A 20903-nucleotide genomic window follows, 5' to 3' on the forward strand; every position below is an offset into this window, starting at 1 on the left:
GAGCCGTCCCGCCGGGCCACGTAAGGTCACGCGCTGTTAAGCAGATTTGAGCATTTCCCGCACCACGTAGTGCAGGATGCCTCCGTGCTGGAAATAGACCGCCTCATTGGCCGTATCAATGCGTGACTTCAGGTCACAGGTTTCGGTAGAGCCGTCCTTGTAGGTCACCGTCATTGTCAGGGTCTGACCCGGCTTAATGTCACCCGACAGACCTTCAATGCTGATGGTTTCCTCACCCGTGAGCTTCAGGCTCTTACGGTCCGTGCCTTCCGGGAATTGCAGCGGCATTACGCCCATACCAATGAGGTTGGACCGGTGAATCCGCTCATAGGATTCCGCCACCACTGCCCGGACACCCAGCAAGCGGGTTCCCTTGGCCGCCCAGTCGCGACTGGACCCGGTGCCGTACTCCTTGCCGGCGATGACCACCAGCGGGGTGCCCTCTTCCTGGTACTTCATGGCCGCATCGTAGATGGGCATCTGCTCGCCCGAAGGCACATGCCGGGTGAAGCCTCCCTCTACGCCGTCGAGCATTTCATTGCGGATGCGGACATTGGCAAAGGTGCCACGCATCATGACTTCGTGGTTGCCCCGGCGTGAGCCGTAGGAGTTGAAGTCTTTCGGATCGACACCCTGCGCCTGCAGGTACTTGCCGGCCGGTGTATCCGGCTTGAAGGAGCCGGCGGGCGAAATGTGATCGGTCGTCACCGAATCGCCCATCAGCGCCAGGATGTTGGCGTCCCGGATGTCCTCGATGGCTTCCGGGTCTTCACCCATGCCTTCAAAGAACGGTGGATGCTGGATGTAGGTGGACTTGTCGGACCACTCGTACACCTTGCTCTCGGGCACCTTGAGGGCCTTCCAGGTGGCGTCGCCATCGAACACTTCGGCGTATTCCTTGCGGAACATGTCGGTTTTCACCTTCTCGACCGCCTCCGCGATTTCCTGCTGGCTCGGCCACAGGTCCTTCAGGTAAACCGGGTTACCGTCCTTGTCGGCGCCAAGAGGATCTTTCTCCATATCCAGACGGACGTTACCGGCCAGCGCGTAGGCTACGACCAGGGGCGGCGATGCCAACCAGTTGGTTTTCACCTGGGGATGCACCCGACCCTCGAAGTTGCGGTTACCTGAGAGCACCGATGCCACGGTCAGATCGCCATCGTTGATCGCTTTCTCAACGGCATCGGGCAGCGGACCCGAGTTACCAATGCAGGTGGTGCAACCATAGCCGACCAGATTGAAGCCCAGTTCATCGAGATCGTCCTGGAATCCGCCCACCCGCAGGTAGTCGGTCACCACCTTGGAGCCCGGCGCCAGGGACGTCTTCACCCAGGGCTTGGTTTTCAGGCCCTTCTGGACCGCTTTCTGGGCGATCAGGCCAGCAGCCATCATCACACTCGGGTTCGACGTGTTGGTGCAGGAGGTAATCGCCGCAATCACCACGGCGCCAGGGTGCAGGCGGAAGGATTCTCCGTTCATCTCGACATCTTGGCTGGCGTGGTGTTCATAGCTGTCTTCCACGCCCACGGCGGTTTGTCCGCCCTCCGATTCCAGTTTGTCCTCCCGGGTATCCGCCGGCCCTTCGGCGGTTTCCATCAGCAACTCGAACGACGCCTTCATGTTCTTCAGGGCCACCCGGTCCTGGGGACGCTTCGGACCTGCCAGGCTGGCCTCGACTTCGCCCATGTCCAGTTCCAGGGTGTCGGTATAGATCGGCTCATGGCCCGGCTCCCGCCAGAGGCCTTGGGCCTTGGCATAGGCCTCCACCAGCTCGAGCTGATCGTCCTCGCGGCCGGTCAGGCGCATGTACTTGATGGTCTGCTCATCGACCGGGAAGAAGCCGCAGGTCGCCCCGTACTCGGGGGCCATATTGGCAATGGTGGCCCGATCCGCCACCGGCATGTCCTTGAGACCGTCGCCGTAGAATTCCACGAACTTGCCCACGACCCCTTTCTTGCGCAGCATTTCCGTCACCGTCAGCACCAGATCGGTGGCGGTAATGCCTTCCCGAAGCTTGCCGGTAACCTTGAAGCCGACCACTTCGGGAATCAGCATGGACACCGGCTGGCCCAGCATCGCGGCTTCGGCCTCGATACCACCAACGCCCCAGCCCAGAATACCCAGACCATTGATCATGGTGGTATGGGAATCCGTGCCAACCAGGGTGTCCGGGTACGCAAAGGTCTTGCCGTCCTGGTCTTTCGACCACACGGTCTTGCCCAGGTACTCGAGGTTGACCTGGTGACAGATCCCCGTGCCCGGCGGCACCACCCGGAAGTTGTCAAAGGCCTGTTGGCCCCAGCGCAGGAACTCGTAACGCTCCTCGTTGCGCTCCATCTCGATCGCGACGTTGTCCTTGAACGACGACGGATCGCCGAAATGGTCCACCATCACCGAGTGGTCGATCACCAGGTCCACCGGGGACAGCGGATTGATCAACGCCGGATCCTTGCCCGCCGCCTTCACGGCCTCGCGCATGGCCGCCAGGTCCACGACGCCGGGCACGCCGGTGAAGTCCTGCATCAGGACCCGTGCTGGTCGAAACTGAATCTCGGTATCGGAACGACGGTCCTTCAGCCATTGCACCATAGCGTCGATGTGGCTGCGATCGACCGTGATGTCGTCCTCGTTGCGGAGCAGGTTCTCCATCAGAACCTTGAGCGAAAAGGGCAGCCGGTTGAGATCACCGAGGGTGTCTGCCGCCTTTGGCAAGCTGTAATAATGGTAGGTCTTGCCACCCGCATCCAGGCTGGACAAGGTATTCAGGCTGTCTTTACTGGGACTGTCGTTCGACATGTGGTGCCTCCTTTTCGTCGTTATCCGAACATTCGGGAAGGCCGTTCGAGCATGGCGCGCCGCGAAAACCGGCGACACTGGGCCATGCGCGAGCCCTTGCATCAGTGTGCGCGCGACATTGGATCAAACACAATACGGGACAGACTGGTGTAAGAACTCGGCGATGTGAAGTCATCTATAACTATTGCACCGATTGGCCAGAGTTCAACCGCGCCCGGTGAATGTTCGGAATTCGCCGGATGAATGTCCGACCAAGATCATACGCCCCGGTAATCGCGAACAAGACCATCCACATCACCGATGATCTGCTCCAGATGCCGGGCCATCGTCCGGGTACGTTCCGCTTCCTGAACCACCTCGGCGTTCTGGTCAGCCACACGCTGAACACCGTCATTGATTTCCGACGAAGCAGTCGCCTGTTCTTCCGCGGCGGCTGCAATTTGATGGTTCATATCGCTGACGGTGGCAATGGCCATTTCAATCTGGCGAATGGCATCCCCGGTGCTGCGAACCGCTCTGCTGGTTTCGCCAGAACGGGTCTGGCCTATTTCGATGGCGGCAAAGGTCGCTTGGGAAACGGCGGTCAGGTCATCAATGGTACTGCCAATTTCACGGGTAAAATCCTGCGTTCTCCGCGACAGATTCCGGACTTCCTCCGCGACGACCGCGAACCCGCGGCCATGCTCGCCCGCCCTCGCCGCCTCAATCGCCGCGTTGAGCGCGAGCAGATTGGTCTGGTCCGAGATTTCGTTGATGGACGCGACGAACGAACCGATCGATTTCACCTTGTCCACCAGCTCCGTCACCATCTGCGACGAGTCACCCAGGGCGCTATTAGTGGCTTCCGTCAGCTGCACCGCATGCTGGACATTTTTCCGCCCCTCCGCGGCTGCGTCCGACGCGTTGCTGGCCGACTCTGACGCCGCCTGGGCATTCTGTGCCACTTCATGGACAGTCGCCGTCATCTGGTTGATGGCGGTTGCCGCCTGGTCTGTCTGCCGATGCTGCTCCTCGACAACGCGGCTGGTCTGGTCACTGACGCTGGTCAGCTCGTCGGCGCTCTCCCGCAGTCGTCCCGACAGCTTCCCAACGTCACCAATCAAGCCCGCGAACTGATCCATCATGCCATTGAACGAACGGGCGGTCAGGGCGTCACCGGTTCCGTCCAGACGGCCACTGAGATCCTTGTTCGCTCCGAATTCACGGACAACGTCGATGATCTGAAACGCCTGCCTGCGCTCCATGGCCATCCGGAGCGCAAAAAACACCAGAATCCCGGCTTCAAACACCACAAACCCGGCATGCAGGAATGCCATGCCATAGGTCGCTTCGTGATTGAACAACATGATGGGCATGGTCCCCACTGTCAGCCCGGACTGCTGCAAAGCCGTCAACACCAAGTGATGGACAGCAATAACGCCGGCGCCCGCTACCACCGGTAGCCAGTCGCGATAGATGATGATCAGGGCGAGGGCCGCAAAGATATGGAAATGCATTTCCACCCGCCCCATCTGGGATTGAATCATGATTGCCGACCAGGCCATCAGGCAGGCGGCAAAGAACACAGAGCAGGCACGCTGGCCTCGCAGTAGGAAATACCCGCCAGTAACGACCAATCCCAGCAACAGAGATGCCAGCAGAGCGAACCCACCGGTCTCAAATTCCAGCGGGATCAGGAACGCCACAACGGGTATATGGGCAAGCAGAATAAAAAGCAGGTAGCGGTCGTTACGCAGCGCTTCCTGGTGAGCGTGATTAAGGGATTCAGCCATCGTACAAGACCTCAAACTCAAAACGGCAGGTACCGTGAATCCGTTCAACACCAGCAACGTTTGTTTTTAGAATAATCGACTGTGACTCTTATACGGTCGCCAAATGCGTCAGATCAGCTGTTGATGTAACCAAGAGTATCCATTCGCACCTGACCCCGGGAAAACGGCTGTCACATCTGCCGTTCACCATACAGCTGGGCGTACAGACCTTCGCGCCGGATCAGCTCATCGTGGTGTCCTTCCTCTATAATCCGGCCGTCCTCAAACACGCAGGCGCGGTCGGCCTGTTTCACGGCACTCAGGCGGTGGGCGATGATCAGCGTGGTACGCTGACGCAGGAAGGCTTCCAGGTCACGGTGCAACTGGAACTCGGTTTCGGCATCCAGCGCCGAGGTGGCTTCGTCCAGGATTACCACGGACGGGTCGGAGAGGATCATCCGGGCAATCGCCAGACGCTGCCGCTGGCCGCCGGACAGACGGACGCCCTGGCGGCCGATCATGGTGTCCAGCTGTCTGGGCATGACGGCCACTGTGTGATCCAGCTGGGCAATGCGCAGGGCATCCCAGAGTTCGGATTCGGGCTTGTCGCGCCCCAGGGTGAGGTTCTGGCGCACAGTGTCATTGAACAGTGCCGGGTGCTGCAACACCGTGGCAACGTGTTCCCGCAGGCAGGGCAACCCAATGCGCTCAACCGGCACGTCGTCGATCAAGACATCGCCGTGCTGGGGCGTGTACATCCCGAGGATCACCTGCACCAGTGTCGATTTGCCGCCGCCACTGGCGCCCACCACGGCCACTTTCTCGCCCGGTTTCAGATCCAGGTTGATGCCCCTCAGCACCGGTTCATCGTCGTAGCTGAAGTACACATCCCTCAGGGTCAGGCCCACCGTATGGCGGCCCCGGAACGGGTTTTCCAGGGCCGGGTAGCGGGGTTCTTCTTTCAGCTCCAGCAGTCGATTGATCCGACCCAGGGCCGCATTGGCGGCAAACCAGGCGTACTGCATGTTCAGCATCTCCTGCACTGGCGTCAGCATGAACCAGAGATAACCAAAGATGGCGAACATCATGCCGATGCTCAGATCACTGAACAACACGGTCACCATGGCCGCGCCCCGAAACACGTCGACCCCGAACTGGAACAGGGCAAAGCTGGCCCGGGAGGCGGCATCGCTGCGCCACTCGAACTGGATGGCGTGGTCCCGCACCGTGCGCGCCCGATCAATCAGCTGGCGCAGGTAGTGTTTTTCCCGGTTCGCCGCCCGGAGCTGGTGAATGGCATCCAGGGTCTCGGTAAGGTCACCCTGAAATTCCTCGTACGCGGCGTTCTCCCGACGCTTGAGTTCCTTGACCCGCTTACCGATCAGGATGGTGGCAAAGATCACCAGCGGGTTGAACAGCAGGATCAGCAAGGCCAGCTGCCAGTGCACCCACAGCAGCACCAGCGCCGTGCCGGTCACGGTCAGACTTGCCACCAGGAACCGGCTGATGGTGGTACCCAGAAACTGGTCCATGGTGTCGAGGTCAGTAATGAAGTGACTGCTGATCCCGCCCGAGCCACGGGTTTCGTATTCGGACATGGCAACCCGCTGCAACCGGCCCAGCAGACGGCACCGGATCCGGAATACCACGTCCTTGGAGACCTTGGAGAATTCCCGGGACTGAAGGACATTGAAGGAGAGCGCCGCCAGCCTCAGCGCGAACGCAGCCAGCACCATCAGACCGATGTAGACCACGGGCTGCTGCCAGGCCTCCGGCAGCAGCCGGTTCATCACCGGCAACACCGGACCTGCCTCTTCCAGCAGCACCTCATCCACCAGCACCGGCAGCAGCAGGGGCACCGGCACGCTCATCACCGTCGCCATGATCGCCAGCAGGTTCGCCTTGACCAGGCGCGGTTTGTGCTTGAGTGCCAGCGCAAACACATCGCGCCAGTGGTACAGGTTCTGCGTGCTGTCGGGTTTGCTGGTCTGGCTGGTACGCGGTTGCTGGTCCAAGAATCCTCCGGTTTGACTGCCTGCCCTGACCCATACGTCCGGGGCCTGACAATAGTCTACCTGTTAACCGGTTTGCTGCGATTGCCGATGACATCTGTCATGATTGGCGCTCGATTTTTTCTGACGGACCAGTACGAAGGCCAGCCGTGAAACACGATTGCGATTACCACCCGGGAGCCCCGGCCAAATGGCACTGCGGAGAGTGCCAGATGCATTACTGCAGCCGCTGTATGCCGGATGCCGATACCCGGCAACGGCGGGCCCTGTGCCCCCAGTGCAGCAAGGCCATGCGGTACCTGGGTGCCGCGACCGAAGTGGTGCCGTTCTGGAACCGGGTCGGCGCGTTTTTCCGGTACCCCTTCCACAGCGATCCTTTGATCGTCATCGCCATTTGCACCCTGGTACCGGTGGTGGCCCCGGCCAATCTGATTGGCATCCTGATCTGGCTGGTGCTGGCCCTCGCCCTGTTCAAATACACCTATGCGGTGATCAACCATACCGCCGAAGGGCATCTGAAACCGCCGCCGGTTTCCACCGCATTCACCGGTAGCGGCTTCGACATTGTCATCCTGCAATTGCTGGTCTTTGTGCTCATGGGCGGTCTGGTGGCGGCAGCCGGCATGCTGGGCGGCCCGCTGTTGATGATGCTGGCCCTGGCCTTCGTGGTGCTGGCCCTGCCGGCGAGCATCATGGTGCTGGCCATGGAACGCTCGGTGGGTGCGGCCGTCAACCCGATGAACCTGGCGCTGCTTATTTCCCGGATCGGGAGCCCCTACTTTCTCCTTTACGGCTACCTGATCCTGCTGACCCTGGCCTCGGGCGCTGCCCAGGATTTTGCCGTCAGCCATTTCCCGTTCTGGGTGTCGCAACCTCTGGCCGGTTTCCTGAACAGTACCTTTACCCTGATCCTGTTCCACATGCTCGGTTACCTGTTGTTCCAGTACCAGGAAGAGCTCGGCTTCGCATCAGACCTCCAGGACGGCCCCGAGGGACAGGACAACCACGAACGTGACCGCAGCGCCCGCTTCGACGCCGACATCGACATGAACCTGAAGGACGGCAACTACGACCGGGTTCAGTCCATGCTGAAAGAGGCACTCAAGCGTGACCGCGATAACGCCCTTCGCATTGGCCAGCTTTACCAGTTGCTGACCGCGTGCAACGACGTCACCGAGCTCTATCGCTACCATCCCAGAATCCTCGGCTGGCTGGCCGACCGCAACGACGGCGATGGCATGGCGGCAATGCTGGCGTCCCTGTACGCCGCCGAGCCCCAGTTCCGCCTGGATGATCCGGAGCTGGCCGTGCGCTGTGCCCGCGCCCTCTACCATCGCGGCCAGTTCAAGCCAGCGCTGAAGCTGCTGCAGGATTTCCACAAACGCTTCCCGGACAGCGACCAGCTTGCGCCGGCCTACCTGCTGGTGGCGCAAGCACTCGCGAATGGGATGAATCAGTGGGAAAAAGCGACGGCCTTCCTGACCTTCATCCAGAAACGCTGCATGAACCACCCGCTGCACGAGCAGATTGCCACCTACCTGGAACAGGCCGAGAAGCGCGAGCCCCTGAAAGGACCGAAGGCGACCTTCGCAGTTCACGATTAGGGCAAGTGGACGAGGCTTCCCAAAACCGTGCGGAGCCATGGATGGCGGAGCCGAGCATACATGGACGTATTCACAGCGTGTTTTGGGAAGCCTCGTCCACTTGCCCTGCCCGCTAGGCTTGAAGCAACTGCCGGTAATGCCGGGCCTTGGGCTCCATCTGGCGTTTCTCGAATTCTTCCACCAACAGCCGGCAAGCCTCTGTGGTCAGCAATTCTTCACCGGTGCCGCGCAGGCGTTCGAACGCCTTCTCGGCGGCCTTCAGGTCCTGCTGCTTGAGGCTGGTGAACAACACCCGGTTGTGGTCTTCGGCACTCAGGGGCTGATGGCTTTCCCCCTTGCCCAGATATTCCTGCCAGACCTCAATCATCTGTTCCGGCTGCCGGCGGACCATCGCGTCGTTCATCAGTTCGCGGGTGCGGTCCCGGTATTCCGGCAAGTCCGGCCGCAGTTTGGCCAGCCGGTAGAGATGCTCCAGCAGTATCGGGCGATCCGGGTAATGGTCACGTAGCGCCTCGAACTGCCGGCGCGCCAGTTCAAACTCCATTCGCCCGAGGCTGGCCATTGCCTGGGCATAACCGTTGGTGAAGCGGGCATCGAGCTCTTCATCCTCGGGTTCGAAAAACTCTTCCCGCACCTGTAACCAGCTGCGCCCCAGCATCCAGACCAGACCCGCGCCGGCAATCAGCCCCCCGGCGTGGGCCATGTAGGCGATGCCGGTTGCACCGGCAAACCAGTAATCGTAGATTTCCTTGCCCAGCCAGACCGGCAGCATGGCCAGGGCCGGCGCCCGAAAATAGTTGAAGTAGACCCCGAGAAAGTAGAAGAACCGAATTTGCTGCAGGCCGTAAATGGCCACGTACATCCCCATCAACCCGGAGATCGAACCGGACGCGCCCACCAGGGGCACCGGGCTGCCAGTGGAAAAGGCGGTGAAGACCAGACCGGACAGGGCACCACACAGCAGATAGGCGATCAGGAATCGCGACGGCCCAAGGGCTTTTTCAACGGTGAATCCAAGCAGGAACAGGAACACCAGGTTACCGATGATGTGGCCCCAGCCACCGTGCAGGAACTGGTAGGTGATCAGGGTGTACAGGGACAGTTCCGCCGGCACCAGCCCGAGCTGAAACGAACTCAGTTCCTGGATAAACTTTTCTTCGATCGGCGCCCGCTGCTCGTTCCAGCGGGCCCGATCCCCAGCGGCCCAGATAACCGATTGATTGTTCTGCAAGTACTGGTAGAACTCTCGATCCATGAGCAGGTTCACCGCCAACCAGAACTGCTCATTGTCGGCCCGCAATTCCTGAAACTGCTGGAGTTCGTAGACCCGATCCTGGGCGCCCTCGAAACGGATCTGGCGCTGGAGGTAATCCTCATACGCCGGCGCCTCAAGTGTCTGGAGATCGGATTCGAGATACTGGGATACGGCCTGTTCGAGCTTCTGGCTATCGCCCCCCTGGTAAAACAGAAAAACCAGCAGGCACGCCAGCATCAGTCCAAGGGTGACCCAGGGCGGGCGTTTCCAGTTAACGGCGTTCTCGGCGGGAATAATCAGCATGGGCGGTCACAATTCATCACAATCTGTCCCTGAAAACCTGTTTTTTACCACAGTAAGGCCTTCTTTTCGCGTTCAAATGGTATCCGGCGTCAAGGCAAAGCCGATGCAAGCCCGGAAATGTGCCCGGTTCCATGGTTTCTGACTCCCCCTGTCATCGAAGGGTCACAGAAATGCCATTTAATCAGGCCATCAGGGAGCGGACCTGCCTTATCGACCATTCGCCAATTGCCGTTATTTCCGCTCCAGCCAATAGTGAACGGGAATAACAAGAAAAACCGGATACTGGAATCAAGGATACTGCCAATGACCGTACTCGTTTTGGACAACCCGGATCTGATTGCCAAGGCCGCCATGGCGTCCGGATTCGCCGCTGCCGCCCTGACCACCGAGACCAAACGCCCTCACCGGCTGAAATTCCATTATGGTTTCAACAAGCATGCGCTGGACGCGGCCGATGAAGCCATGCTGCAACAGCACGCTGTCTATCTCAGGCAGCACCCCACTGTCCGGATTCAGATTCACGGTCACTCCGACAATTTTGGCGGTGAGGATTACAACCAGTTCCTGTCCCGACTCAGGGCCAACGCCGTCGCCCGCCTGCTGATCCAGGAGGGGGTGACGGAGACCCAGATTGTGCTTACCGGGTGGGGGTCCAGCCGGCCACTGGCCACGCCGGAGGATCACGCCGCAAACCGTCGGGTCGAGCTGGAATACCTGACCCAGGAATTGGCTCAGGCCATGCAGGGCTGATCCTGATCACTCCGCCACCATAAAAAAGGGGCCCCACATGGGCCCCCTTTTCGTAACAGTCGGCATCACCCGGCGTACACCTGCCAGACATTCCACAGCAGCAGAATGGCGGTCACGAGGATCGCCAACCAGGTCAGGACTATGCCGAGCATACGGGCCCAATGGGTTCCGCCTCGGCCATTAATCATGCCCCATGCGTGCAGGATGCGACCGACCACCAGCATCATACCGGACCAGTAGATCAGACCTGAGGGGACGCCATTAAGCTCGGCCACAGCCAACATCAGCAACCCGATAGGAGCGTATTCCACCAGGTTCGCATGGGCCCGGACCGCCGCCTCGAAGTCCCGGTCATCGGTGATGCCCATTCCCTTCTTGTACTTGAGGCGGAACCTGACCACCTGCCCGGACAATACCAGCAAAAGAATGCCAATGACGGCGGCAAACACTCCAGTCACAGGTACGATCATGTTCAGCCCTTCTTGATCGCGCTGACGATGGCAAGCAACAGAACTGCACCCACGGTCGCCGTTACCAGTTCACCCACCGCGCCCTGAGCCATCAGGCCGAGCAGGCGAAAGACAAAACCGCCGATGAACGAGCCGACAATACCGATACCGATATTGGCCAGCACACCAAAGCCACGGCCTTTCATAATCAGACCGGCCAGCCAGCCGGCGACACCACCGATGATCAGAAACAAAATCAGATTCATTGCTTACCCCTCCCTGAAGGTCATCCAACATCGTGTTCAGACCCGCCAAGACTGCCCTGTTTCCGGAGGTGCTTCAAGAACTTCCCTCGGAACTGCGGGCGCTTCTACAACTCGGCGATGGCCTCGGCCATCAGGCTGTAGCAACGGACCATCAGGTCGGGGATGTCCTCGGTGGTCATGCCTGCGGTTTCTATTGGCGGCAAGATGCGGACAGGAACCGGTTCCCGTCGACCACTCCAGCCCAGGGTCTTGTCCTCGTACTGGCGGGCACACACCATGGTAATCGGGGCGCCGGAGGCTACGGCGGCATGGAAGGCACCTTTCTTGAATTTCTGCAGGCCACGACCCTGGCTGCGGGTGCCCTCAGGGAACACCCAGAGACTCTTCCGCTCACGGGTGATGGCTTCACTGGTGGCCCGCATGACTGCGATGGCCTTATGGGACCGGGCACGATTGAGAATCACGTTGCCACCAAGCCAGAACACCTGGCCAAAGAAGGGAATCCAGACCAGGGATGATTTTCCGACCGTCACGGTCCTCGGGGGTAACAGGTCACCGACCACAAACAGGTCATCGTTGTGCTGATGATTGGCAATCACCACCGTCGGGCGATCGGTGGGCATATTCTCGCGGCCCTCGAGAGGGCGTTTCATGCCCAGCAGGGCACGCCCCACCCGGGCAACCGCAAGGGCCAGCAGGCGATTGTTGTCCGGATTGAACGGCCGGGCAAGGTAAAATACCAGCGCAAACAGGCAGATAACCGGCACGCTCGCCCAAGCCAGCAATTTTCTCAATGCACCCATGTAATACAACTCTGTTGCCGAATTTTGGCGCACAAGTGTACGCCAACCTCAGGTTCCGGCAACAGTATCAATTTGTTCCATGTCATTGCCGGGCCCGCCTGCGCGGGCCTCCACCACGTAACGCAGGGGCCCACCGGCATCCATGCTGTCAAACGGGTAGCAGGTGACCAGCAACAGGGTATCTTCCGCCAGCCGGTGGGTATCTATCCGTTCAGAGCGGCTGTCGACAATGCGCGTTGCCAGCACACGGTAGGTCCGCCAACCACCATCCCGACTCTGCAGCCGCAGTTCACTGCCCGTCTCCAGAAACTTTAGCTCGTCAAAATGGGTATCGCGATGTCCGGCGATGACCAACGGACCCCGGCCGTTCTCGCTGCCCAGAACCTGTCCCGGCCCAAACGCCAGACTCTCGCCGTGCCCACCTGCCAGCACAATCATCGATTGCTCCAGGTCGGGCACGGTCAGCCGGGCCACCGGCCAGGTGTCGGCCCAGGGCCAGGGCCGGGTATCGGTTTGTCTGGCCTGGCTTTCGGCCCAGGCCAGCTCCAGCAGTTCCTGGGCAACCACTGCTTTCAGCGGGATCCAGAGCCCGAACACCAGCAGCGTGGCCGATGAGGTCACCAACAGCAGAAAGAGACGGCTCATACCAGTTTCCTCCGTTGCAGCAGACCCATGGCTGCGGCAAACATCAGGCCCATCAGTCCCAGGGCGGTCAACAGCGGAGCCAAGGTCGCGGTCTGCGGGTAGCGCAACATTCCGGCCTGACTGCCCGCCGGCAGAAGGGTCGGAAGATGCTCTGTGCCCTGGCGTGCATCCACCGGTCGGCCCGGTGTGTCGTCCACGGCCACAAAGCTGGTGTAGGGCGACATCAGACCGTGCTCCACGGCAAGGTGGGTCACGCGGGCTTTGTCCGGCTCTGTGCCCTCCAGCCGCGCTGCATCAAGCAGGCTGTCAATTTTCTCCCGTGCCCAGTGACGGGACAGTCCTGTACCCGTGGCCGCCTGTTGAAGGTCCAGCGAGCGCTCCCAGGTCCGGCCACCCGGCAGCTTGCCGGATACCTTCAGGACACCCGCCGGCCCGCTGCCCCGCACCACCTGGATCAGGGGCTCACCCTGGAACAGGTCCCCCGGCCGGGCCGGAAAACTCTCTATTTTTTCGGCCTGGGAGGGCCACTGGACCTGGACATCGGTCAGTACCGGCGCCTCCATGGCGGTAAACAGTGTTTCCAGGGGGCCGCCGACATCTGCCGGATCCTGGATCGCGGTGTACAAGCCGCGCCCCCAGCGGGCCGCCTCCCGCATGAAATGCAGGTTCGGCGCCGATCCAATACCCACCGTAAACAAGCGCTGGTGCCCCAGTTGCTGTCGAATCTGCGCAAACAGGGCCGCCTCGTTGCCGACCGCACCGTCGGTGATGAACACCACCTGATGCACCCGTTCCGCAGCGTCCTCACCCTCGCCGCCCGGTGTATCCAGCGCCAGTTCCAGTGCCGGAGCCATTTCGGTGCCGCCGCCCGCGTTCAGACCGGCGACATAACGGCGGGCGCGGGCCAGGTTGTTCCCGTTCGCCGGTTCCGGCTGCATGAACAGGGTATGAGTCTGGTTGTTGAACTGGATGATGTTGAACCGGTCCTCCGGTTTCAGGGTATCCAGTCCCCTCTGAAGCGCAGAGCGGGCCTGGCGGATTGACTCTCCGGCCATGGACCCGGACGTATCGATCACGAACACCAGTTCCCGGGGCAACCTATTGGCCTTGTCACTGCCCGGCACAATCATGGTCAGCAGGTAGTCCTCGTCCTGCCAGCGCTGGTGAAACACGGCCGCCGTGGGCTCCTTCCCTGTCAGCGGCCGCCAGCGCACCACGAAATCCCGGTTCATCAAAAGCCGCCCGTGCTCCGGCTGCACTTCCACGGTCTGTCCGTCGAGCCGGGTTTCCAGCCGGTGCGTGGGGCTGACCACCCGGGCCAGCGGCAGTCCCGCGTCAATTGTCATCCGGACCGATGCCCGATGACTGCCGGCGTCAACGTCGCTGGCGCGCACGGTAAACGGGCTGATGGCATCAGCATCCGGCACCTGGGTCGAGGGCATGGCCCAACCGCCCTGCCATTGCCCTGAGGACTCCGCCAGCGACTGTCCCGGCATGTACCGGGGTGTGAGTGTGGTCGGCAGGCGCAGTTCAAACTCACCGGCCCGATACGCCACCGGCTGCTGGTACCGAAGTTCCACCTCGATGGTTTCACCGGGCGGAATATTGGCCACACGCGCGGTGAACAGATTGGGGCGCTGCTGCTCAACGTTCGCGGCATGGCGACCGGCAGCCTTGGCGTTCTCATAGGTTTTACGGGCTTCGGCCTTGGGCTGCACCTTGCCAACGATGGTGCGCTCCCCGACCTTCATGGTCAGGCCGTAAACGCTGGCTTTCTCCGGCAGGGGAAACACGAATACGCCTTCGCGCCAGTCGTCACTGGTGTTCTGGAATCGCCGTGACAGACGGCTGTCGGCGATCAGGCCACTGACCTGGATATCAAAGTCACTATCCAGAACGATGGCCGGCTCCTGCCAGCGTCCCGCCGCATCCACGAAATGCAGCAGGCCCGCATATTCCGACTCTGACTGGCTGGCCTCGGCGTACAGCGGATGCACGAACAGCATCAGCAAAACCGCCAGCCAGAGGCTGACGCCTTCGGCCCAGCGCCGGGCCCGGTGGTATTGGCGGTCTGTAAGCCTGGGTGTTAGTTTGAGCAGTCCGGTAGAGAGCATCATGTCGGGGTCCTTGTTGCTGCATGATTGGTCGATGTGTCGTCATTTCAGCAACCCCATGAGTGCCTGAGGTGGCAAAACCGGGCATTCCGGCCGCAAAAAATGATCAATTGTGGCAACCCCCGGCGCCAGCCTTGCTCTTGCGGCGCTCCGTGTTTAAATAGAGGCTCACTGGTTACCCGAACTGTCTTTACCATGAAGAAACACATTGTTCTGATCGAAGACGAACCTGCCATTCGCGACAATTACCGAGTCGCCTTCGAGCGCCGGGGCTACCGGGTGTCCGCCTTTGGTGACCGGCCGGCTGCCTGGCAGGTGTTGCGGCAGGAACTGCCGGATCTCGCCATCATCGATGTCGGACTGGGTGACGAGCCGGAAGGCGGGTTCGCCCTGTGTCAGGACTTGCGGGGCTTGTCCCAGACCCTGCCCATCATCTTTCTGACGGCCCGGGACAGTGACATCGATTCGGTACACGGGTTACGACTGGGCGCCGACGATTACGTCACCAAGGACATGAGCATGGAACACCTGCTGGCCCGGGTAACCGCCCTGCTGCGCCGCGCCGAGGCATGGGCGGAGGCCCTGCAAAAGCCCGACGAGGTGCTGGAACGCGGGCGGCTCGCCCTCAATGTGGACCGGATGACCGTGGCCTGGGATGGCCGCCCCCTCGATCTGACCGTCACGGAGTTCTGGATGCTGCATTCACTGGTGCAGCACCCGGGGCATGTCCGCAGCCGCGATCAGTTGATGGAGGCGGCCAGTACGGTGCTCGACGACAACACCGTGACTTCCCACATCAAACGTATCCGCCGCAAGTTCACCCAACTGGACGGCAAGTTCGACGGCATCCAGACTGCCTATGGCATGGGCTACCGCTGGAATGCCCATGAGGCCTGACCGGTGACTCTGAAACGTCAGCTCCTGGTTGCCAGCCTGCTCATGCTGCTGATTCCCTGGGCGGGCCTGCAGTTTGTGCTGGAGCTGGACGATGCCCTGCGCCAACAGGCCCGGGAGCAGCTGCGGATGCAGGCCAAACGGCTGGCCGGCACCGCGGGCGACGCACTGATCGGTCAGACCCCGGTCACCTCCGGCCAGCCGGCGATCTATGTCGAGCCACTGGACCGATCCCTGAACCTTGACGGATACCCGGACGACTGGCCCGGGTACGAAGAGGGAGAACAGGCCCAACCGTGGCAGGGCACGGATGCCATGAAAGACTCGGGACAACCCGGGCTACAGTGGCAAGCCGCTTCCGACGGCCGTCATCTTTACCTGCTGATTCGCATCTCCAACCGAAAACCCACGCTGTATGATCCCGGTAATGCCGACGCCCCCCATGATCGCGTGAGGCTCTGGCTGCAGCCGCCGGACGACACCGTGGGTGTGGCCGCCGAGGACCGGTCCTGGCTGATCAGGGCAACGGCACCGGGCACCTTTTACGCTGTGACCGGAGCCGACAACGACACCCCGGACTACCGCGTGACCGGCAGCTGGCAGTCCACCCGCTCGGGCTGGCAGCTGGAACTCCAGATGCCCGAGCCACCGGCCGGCAGCCGACTTGGTTTTGCTGCCCGGTGGTCGAACGATAACCCGCCAGCCGGTGTCAGCACCCCGGTTAAGCCGATGCCCGTGCTTGTCCGCCCTGACCACGGCCTGGAACGGCAACTGGAACCACGCCTGAATCCGGGTCAGAGTGTCCGGGTCATAGAACCCGGCGGCTGGGTGATCGCACGACAGCAACTGACGCCGGGTCAGGCCCGGCCGGAATTCGACCAGTTGAGCCCACTTCAGGTTACCGAGCAGATCAGCCTGAATGCCCTGCGGGCGCTGATCCGGTTTTACCAGCCGGAGCCGGCGGAAGCGGTCAACGGCGGCAGTCAACTGGCGCCCGATACCGTGCCACCGGAAGGACTGGTCCAGCATGATGACGGCAGCATCTGGCTTCTGACCACCGAACCGGTGTTTGGCGGTCGCACCCTGATCCTTGAACAATCCCTGGACCAGCTATTGACGCTTTCGGGCTCCACCCTGGGTTCGGTGATTGCCCGCAGCACCCTGATCATCGTGGGCCTGACCCTGGTTCTGCTGGGCTACGCCAGCTGGCTGTCCTGGCGCATCACCCGGTTGCAGCGGGCGGTCAGTGCCAGTGTCGACGAAGACGGCCGGATTACCGGATCCCTGCCACCCTCCGGCTCCGACGATGAACTCGGACAGCTGCAACGCCACTTCAGCCAGATGGTAGACCGCCTGCATGGCTACAACCGCTACCTGGAAAGCTTTTCCCGACGCCTGTCCCACGAACTGAAAACGCCGGTCGCGGTGGTTCGTTCGTCACTGGAAAACCTGAGCCACAGCGAATCGGAAAGCGAGCGCCAGCAATACCTGGAACGGGCCTCGGCCGCGACCGACCGACTGCGTCAGATCCTCAATGGCATGAGCGAGGCGGCCCGTCTGGAACAAAGCTTTGACCACGCCGACAAGGAACACTTCGAACTCGCCGAGGTGGCGTCCCAGGCAAGCGCCGCCTACCAGTCGCTGGACCCACACCACCAGATCCGGTACGTCGGCCCCGAGCACGGTTGCGCCATGACCGGCTCCCCGGAACTCATGGTCCAGCTGCTCGACAAGCTGGTGGACAACGCCCGGGACTTCACCCCCGAGGGTGGGCTGATCCAGGTGGAACTCGAAGGCCACCCCGATGGCCTCTGGCTGTCGGTGTTCAACGAGGGGTCGGCACTGCCGGGCGACTCCGGAACCGATATTTTTGGCCCCTTTGTGTCCCTGCGTGAAGGGCAGGAGGAAGGCCATCTGGGCCAGGGGCTTCTGATTGCCCGACTCATCGCCGACTTCCATGGTGGACGAGTGGAAGCGGCCAATGGGGTCCAAGGTGGAATTGACGGCGTCCGATTCCGCGTTATCATCCCGACAGCCAATTCTTGACCACAGGACCTTGCCGTGAGCGCACGACTGGACTGCCTCGATATTCACCCGTTGCGGGATGACCTCTACAACGAACTGCACTCACGTCCGTTCCAGGTCCTGCCGACTCCGGCCCGGGTTACCCAGATGGCGGTCCTGACCACTCCCGAGCAACGCCGACTCCAGTTTTTGCACCTTCAGCAACTGCACCGCCAGCTGGGCTATCCGGTGCCCGAGCAGGAAGTCGGATGCTTCGAGCAGACCTTCGGCAACCTCCGGATTCGCCGGGAAATGCACATGGAGTTCGCCACCTACACCTTCACCAACCTGGCCACCGGTGACGACACACCGTTTTCCGAAACCGGTATCTCGCTGCTTCCGGAGGGCTGGCTGGAGCAACTGACGGGCACCGTGGTCGCGGCGTTTCACCTTGAAATCCGGCCGGCCACCGAAGATGCCCAGGGGGACCTGGCGTACGTGCGCAAACACTTCGAGGGAATGCGGTTGGTTGGCAGCAGCCCGCAGGAAGGCGCGGCACGGGTCTGGGGCACCTTCAAGCTGCACAGTGACGGGTTCGGACGCTTCATGGTGATGAACCACCACATGTCGGACAGCCAGCTCGGCCGACTGACCCAGCGGCTGATGGAAATCGAGACCTACCGCCTGATGTCGCTACTGGCCCTGCCGGTGGCGCGGGAAATCACGCCTGCGCTGAATGATATGGACCAGAAGATGGCGATCATCACCCAGTCGCTCGCCGATAACCAGGATGTGGACGAACAGCAACTGTTGGCGCAACTGACCAACATCGCCTCCCGCATTGAAGCCTTCCGGGCCCATTCCACCTTTCGCTTCTCGGCCACGCGGGCCTACCACCGGCTGGTGCTGACCCGGCTGGAAGAATTACGGGAAGACGAGCTCTCGGGCCACCTGACCATCACCGAATTCATGACCCGCCGTCTGACTCCGGCGGTCAAGACCTGCGAAGCGGTGAGCGAACGCCTGGAGGACCTGTCAAGGCGCGTCGACCGGGCTTCCGACATGATGCGCACCCGGGTTGAGCTGGCCATCCAGAGCCAGAACCAGCAACTGCTCAGCTCCATGGACCGCCGTTCAAAAATCCAGCTGATGATGCAGCACACGGTGGAAGGGTTTTCCGTGGTGGCCATTTCCTACTATCTGGTGGGGCTGCTCAAGCTGGGACTCGAATCCATGTACGATGCCGGTTTCGACTTCAACAAGTCGCTGGTGCTTGGCATTGCCATCCCCGTCACCCTGCTGCTGGTGTTCTTCGGTGTGCGCACCATCCACAACCGGTTCATCAAGCTCGCCAAACGGCAGTAGCCTAGCGCGGATCCGAGAGATTTTCTCCGGCGTACTGTCGATAGAACTGCTGCGCCGTCCGGCCATTGCGCACACCTTTGCCGGTAGCAAACCGGATCGCCTGCCGGTGCAGGGCTTCCCGGTCGGCCACCTCCGGGAACAGGGCGTCCACCGCCTGCAGATAGACATCCTGCGAGAACGGGTAGAACGACAGCTGGAGGCCGAAGCGGTCGGCCAGGGAGACCTGCTCCTCGACGGCCTCGGCCGGATGCAGCTCCCCGTCCCGGATCTCACTCTTGAGGTTGTCGGACATGAATTCCGGCATCAGGTGCCGGCGGTTGGAGGTCGCGTACACCCGGACATTCTCCGGCGGCAGTTCCAGTGAGCCTTCCAGCACGCTTTTCAACGCCTTGTAACCGGACTCCCCCACATCGAACGACAGGTCATCGCAGAAGATCACAAAGCGGAAGCTGAGGTCACAGATGTCGTCGACGATCTCCGGCAGATTCACCAGATCGTCCTTGTCCACTTCAATCATCCGTAGCCCACGATCGCTGTAGCGGTTCAGCAAGGCCTTGATCAGGGACGATTTCCCCGTTCCCCTCGAGCCCCAGAGCAGCACATTGTTGGAGGGTTGCCCCGCCAGAAAGCGCTCGGTGTTCCGGGCCAGCGCCTGTTGCTGCCGGTCAATGCCTGTCAGGTCCTGCCACTGCACCGGATCAAGCCGGCGAATGGCCCGCAAACCGGAACGGTGGCGACGCCAGAGGGCGGCGGAGGTGGTTCTCCAATCAACGGTGTCGGTCACTGACATAACCCTTCTGTCCTATTCCGTCCGGTGGCCGGCTATGAAACACTGGCCGTCGGATTCGTTCAGTAAAATGGAGACTTTACCTTAAATGGCCGTAAAATCCGTCGCCCTGGTGGCACACGACAACAAGAAAAAGGAACTGGTGGACTGGGTGGCCGAGAACCGCACCCGCTTTTCCTCGCTGGCCCTGTACGCAACCGGTACAACCGGCCGCCTGCTCGGTGAGCACCTGCAGCGGGATGACATCCAGTGCCTGCTGAGCGGCGCCCTGGGCGGCGACCAGCAGATTGGCGCCAAGATCGCCGAAGGCGAAATCGACCTGCTGGTGTTCTTCTGGGACCCGCTCGAACCCCAACCCCACGACCCGGACATCAAGGCACTGTTGCGGATTGCCGCCCTCTGGAACATCCCGGTGGCCTGCAACCGTGCCACCGCCGAATTCATTCTGACCTCGGCCTACATGACCGACGACCAGCACCATCCGAAAAAGCCTGACTTCTCGGATTACACCGGCCGGAACGTGAGCCCCTGATTCGCCAGGGACTGACATCTTGAATTCCGCCACCCCGGGCTCCATCTGAACCAGAAGGCCCTTCAGGAGAACGCCCATGACCGATGTCCGTCAGATCACATGCCCTCACTGCCTCAGAACCAACCGTGTGCCCGTTGCCCGTCTTGCGGACAACCCCAACTGCGGCGCCTGCAAACGGCCGTTGCTGGCCGGCGACATCGCCACGCTGAACGACGCCACCCTGACAAAAGTCGTGGCGCAATCCGATCTGCCGGTACTGGTGGACTTCTGGGCCAGCTGGTGTGGCCCGTGCAAAACCATGGCACCGGAATTTCAGCAAGCCGCCAGGCAATGGGCCGGAAAGGTTGCGTTTGCCAAGGTAAATACCGAGGAAGCACCGCAGGCCTCCGGTCAGTTCGGCATTCGAAGCATTCCAACCCTGATACTCTTCCGCGGCGGGAAAGAAGTGGCTCGGAAAAGCGGTGCCATGCCGGCATCCCAGCTGTCAGCCTGGCTGAACCAGACCATGAGCTAGCGCGGAAGCCCGTTGGGCAAAGCCGGTCGCAGCGTCTACACTGAAGTCCTATCAGGGAC

Annotated in this window: 17 protein-coding genes; 7 read left to right on the forward strand and 10 right to left on the reverse strand. The window is 61.3% G+C overall.

Annotation, left to right across the window (positions count from 1 at the left end; all coding sequences use genetic code 11):
* Positions 1-36: 36 nt before the first annotated feature.
* From acnA to KZO34_RS08905, 3 genes are all read right to left on the reverse strand, one after another.
* Positions 37-2796: an aconitate hydratase AcnA gene (acnA, locus tag KZO34_RS08895; RefSeq protein WP_219475819.1), complete on the reverse strand. Its 2760-nt coding sequence runs from the start codon at positions 2794-2796 to the stop codon at positions 37-39.
* 257 nt (positions 2797-3053) lie between these two features.
* A complete protein-coding gene (locus tag KZO34_RS08900; RefSeq protein WP_219475820.1) occupies positions 3054-4568 on the reverse strand; it encodes a methyl-accepting chemotaxis protein in 1515 nt (504 codons plus the stop codon).
* 170 nt (positions 4569-4738) lie between these two features.
* Entirely contained in the window at positions 4739-6562 is a 1824-nt protein-coding gene (locus KZO34_RS08905; RefSeq protein WP_374706519.1) for an ABC transporter ATP-binding protein, read from the reverse strand.
* A gap of 146 nt (positions 6563-6708) precedes the next feature.
* Between KZO34_RS08905 and KZO34_RS08910 the strand changes: the two genes are divergently transcribed.
* Positions 6709-8163, forward strand: a complete 1455-nt coding sequence (locus tag KZO34_RS08910; RefSeq protein WP_219475821.1) for a hypothetical protein — start codon at positions 6709-6711, stop codon at positions 8161-8163.
* Between the two features lie 112 nt (positions 8164-8275).
* Here KZO34_RS08910 and KZO34_RS08915 read toward each other — a convergent pair whose 3' ends face one another.
* Positions 8276-9721: a rhomboid family intramembrane serine protease gene (locus tag KZO34_RS08915; protein WP_219475822.1), complete on the reverse strand. Its 1446-nt coding sequence runs from the start codon at positions 9719-9721 to the stop codon at positions 8276-8278.
* Positions 9722-10024: 303 nt separating this feature from the next.
* On the opposite strand from KZO34_RS08915, the gene KZO34_RS08920 reads away from it, so the two are divergent.
* Entirely contained in the window at positions 10025-10471 is a 447-nt protein-coding gene (locus KZO34_RS08920) for an OmpA family protein (protein WP_219475823.1), read from the forward strand.
* Positions 10472-10536: 65 nt separating this feature from the next.
* Here KZO34_RS08920 and KZO34_RS08925 read toward each other — a convergent pair whose 3' ends face one another.
* From KZO34_RS08925 to KZO34_RS08945, 5 genes are all read right to left on the reverse strand, one after another.
* A complete protein-coding gene (locus KZO34_RS08925; protein ID WP_219475825.1) occupies positions 10537-10941 on the reverse strand; it encodes an MAPEG family protein in 405 nt (134 codons plus the stop codon).
* A 2-nt stretch (positions 10942-10943) separates the two neighbouring features.
* Positions 10944-11186, reverse strand: a complete 243-nt coding sequence (locus KZO34_RS08930; RefSeq protein WP_219475827.1) for a GlsB/YeaQ/YmgE family stress response membrane protein — start codon at positions 11184-11186, stop codon at positions 10944-10946.
* A gap of 104 nt (positions 11187-11290) precedes the next feature.
* Complete coding sequence (locus KZO34_RS08935) at positions 11291-11989, reverse strand: lysophospholipid acyltransferase family protein (protein WP_219475829.1); 699 nt, start codon at positions 11987-11989, stop codon at positions 11291-11293.
* Between the two features lie 48 nt (positions 11990-12037).
* A complete protein-coding gene (locus tag KZO34_RS08940; RefSeq protein ID WP_219475831.1) occupies positions 12038-12634 on the reverse strand; it encodes a class GN sortase in 597 nt (198 codons plus the stop codon).
* Complete coding sequence (locus KZO34_RS08945; protein ID WP_219475832.1) at positions 12631-14751, reverse strand: marine proteobacterial sortase target protein; 2121 nt, start codon at positions 14749-14751, stop codon at positions 12631-12633. The genes KZO34_RS08940 and KZO34_RS08945 overlap by 4 nt, the downstream gene beginning before the upstream one ends.
* A gap of 192 nt (positions 14752-14943) precedes the next feature.
* On the opposite strand from KZO34_RS08945, the gene pdsR reads away from it, so the two are divergent.
* From pdsR to KZO34_RS08960, 3 genes are read left to right on the forward strand one after another with little or no spacing between them, the layout of a single operon-like run.
* A complete protein-coding gene (gene pdsR, locus KZO34_RS08950; RefSeq protein WP_219475834.1) occupies positions 14944-15645 on the forward strand; it encodes a proteobacterial dedicated sortase system response regulator in 702 nt (233 codons plus the stop codon).
* A 3-nt stretch (positions 15646-15648) separates the two neighbouring features.
* Positions 15649-17688, forward strand: a complete 2040-nt coding sequence (locus KZO34_RS08955; protein ID WP_219475836.1) for an ATP-binding protein — start codon at positions 15649-15651, stop codon at positions 17686-17688.
* Positions 17689-17703: 15 nt separating this feature from the next.
* Entirely contained in the window at positions 17704-19011 is a 1308-nt protein-coding gene (locus KZO34_RS08960; protein ID WP_219475837.1) for a DUF3422 family protein, read from the forward strand.
* A gap of 1 nt (position 19012) precedes the next feature.
* Here the strand turns inward: KZO34_RS08960 and KZO34_RS08965 are convergent, their stop codons facing one another.
* On the reverse strand, positions 19013-19801 hold the full coding sequence (locus KZO34_RS08965; RefSeq protein ID WP_219475839.1) for an ATP-binding protein: 789 nt from the start codon (positions 19799-19801) through the stop codon (positions 19013-19015).
* An 85-nt stretch (positions 19802-19886) separates the two neighbouring features.
* On the opposite strand from KZO34_RS08965, the gene KZO34_RS08970 reads away from it, so the two are divergent.
* On the forward strand, positions 19887-20330 hold the full coding sequence (locus tag KZO34_RS08970) for a methylglyoxal synthase (protein ID WP_219475841.1): 444 nt from the start codon (positions 19887-19889) through the stop codon (positions 20328-20330).
* A 76-nt stretch (positions 20331-20406) separates the two neighbouring features.
* Positions 20407-20844 carry a thioredoxin TrxC gene (gene trxC, locus KZO34_RS08975; RefSeq protein WP_219475844.1) on the forward strand — a complete coding sequence of 146 codons (438 nt, stop codon included), beginning with the start codon at positions 20407-20409 and terminating at the stop codon, positions 20842-20844.
* Positions 20845-20903 lie beyond the last annotated feature (59 nt).

Source organism: Marinobacter sp. F4206, assembly GCF_019392195.1.
GTDB lineage: Bacteria > Pseudomonadota > Gammaproteobacteria > Pseudomonadales > Oleiphilaceae > Marinobacter.

Coding starts and splice junctions, on each gene's coding strand:
- KZO34_RS08965 (WP_219475839.1), bottom strand. CDS start 19,801: ATGTCAGTGACCGACACCGTTGATTGGAGAACCACCTCCGCCGCCCTC.
- KZO34_RS08930 (WP_219475827.1), bottom strand. CDS start 11,186: ATGAATCTGATTTTGTTTCTGATCATCGGTGGTGTCGCCGGCTGGCTG.
- KZO34_RS08970 (WP_219475841.1), top strand. CDS start 19,887: ATGGCCGTAAAATCCGTCGCCCTGGTGGCACACGACAACAAGAAAAAG.
- pdsR (WP_219475834.1), top strand. CDS start 14,944: ATGAAGAAACACATTGTTCTGATCGAAGACGAACCTGCCATTCGCGAC.
- KZO34_RS08920 (WP_219475823.1), top strand. CDS start 10,025: ATGACCGTACTCGTTTTGGACAACCCGGATCTGATTGCCAAGGCCGCC.
- trxC (WP_219475844.1), top strand. CDS start 20,407: ATGACCGATGTCCGTCAGATCACATGCCCTCACTGCCTCAGAACCAAC.
- KZO34_RS08900 (WP_219475820.1), bottom strand. CDS start 4,568: ATGGCTGAATCCCTTAATCACGCTCACCAGGAAGCGCTGCGTAACGAC.
- KZO34_RS08935 (WP_219475829.1), bottom strand. CDS start 11,989: ATGGGTGCATTGAGAAAATTGCTGGCTTGGGCGAGCGTGCCGGTTATC.
- KZO34_RS08940 (WP_219475831.1), bottom strand. CDS start 12,634: ATGAGCCGTCTCTTTCTGCTGTTGGTGACCTCATCGGCCACGCTGCTG.
- acnA (WP_219475819.1), bottom strand. CDS start 2,796: ATGTCGAACGACAGTCCCAGTAAAGACAGCCTGAATACCTTGTCCAGC.
- KZO34_RS08925 (WP_219475825.1), bottom strand. CDS start 10,941: ATGATCGTACCTGTGACTGGAGTGTTTGCCGCCGTCATTGGCATTCTT.
- KZO34_RS08915 (WP_219475822.1), bottom strand. CDS start 9,721: ATGCTGATTATTCCCGCCGAGAACGCCGTTAACTGGAAACGCCCGCCC.
- KZO34_RS08945 (WP_219475832.1), bottom strand. CDS start 14,751: ATGATGCTCTCTACCGGACTGCTCAAACTAACACCCAGGCTTACAGAC.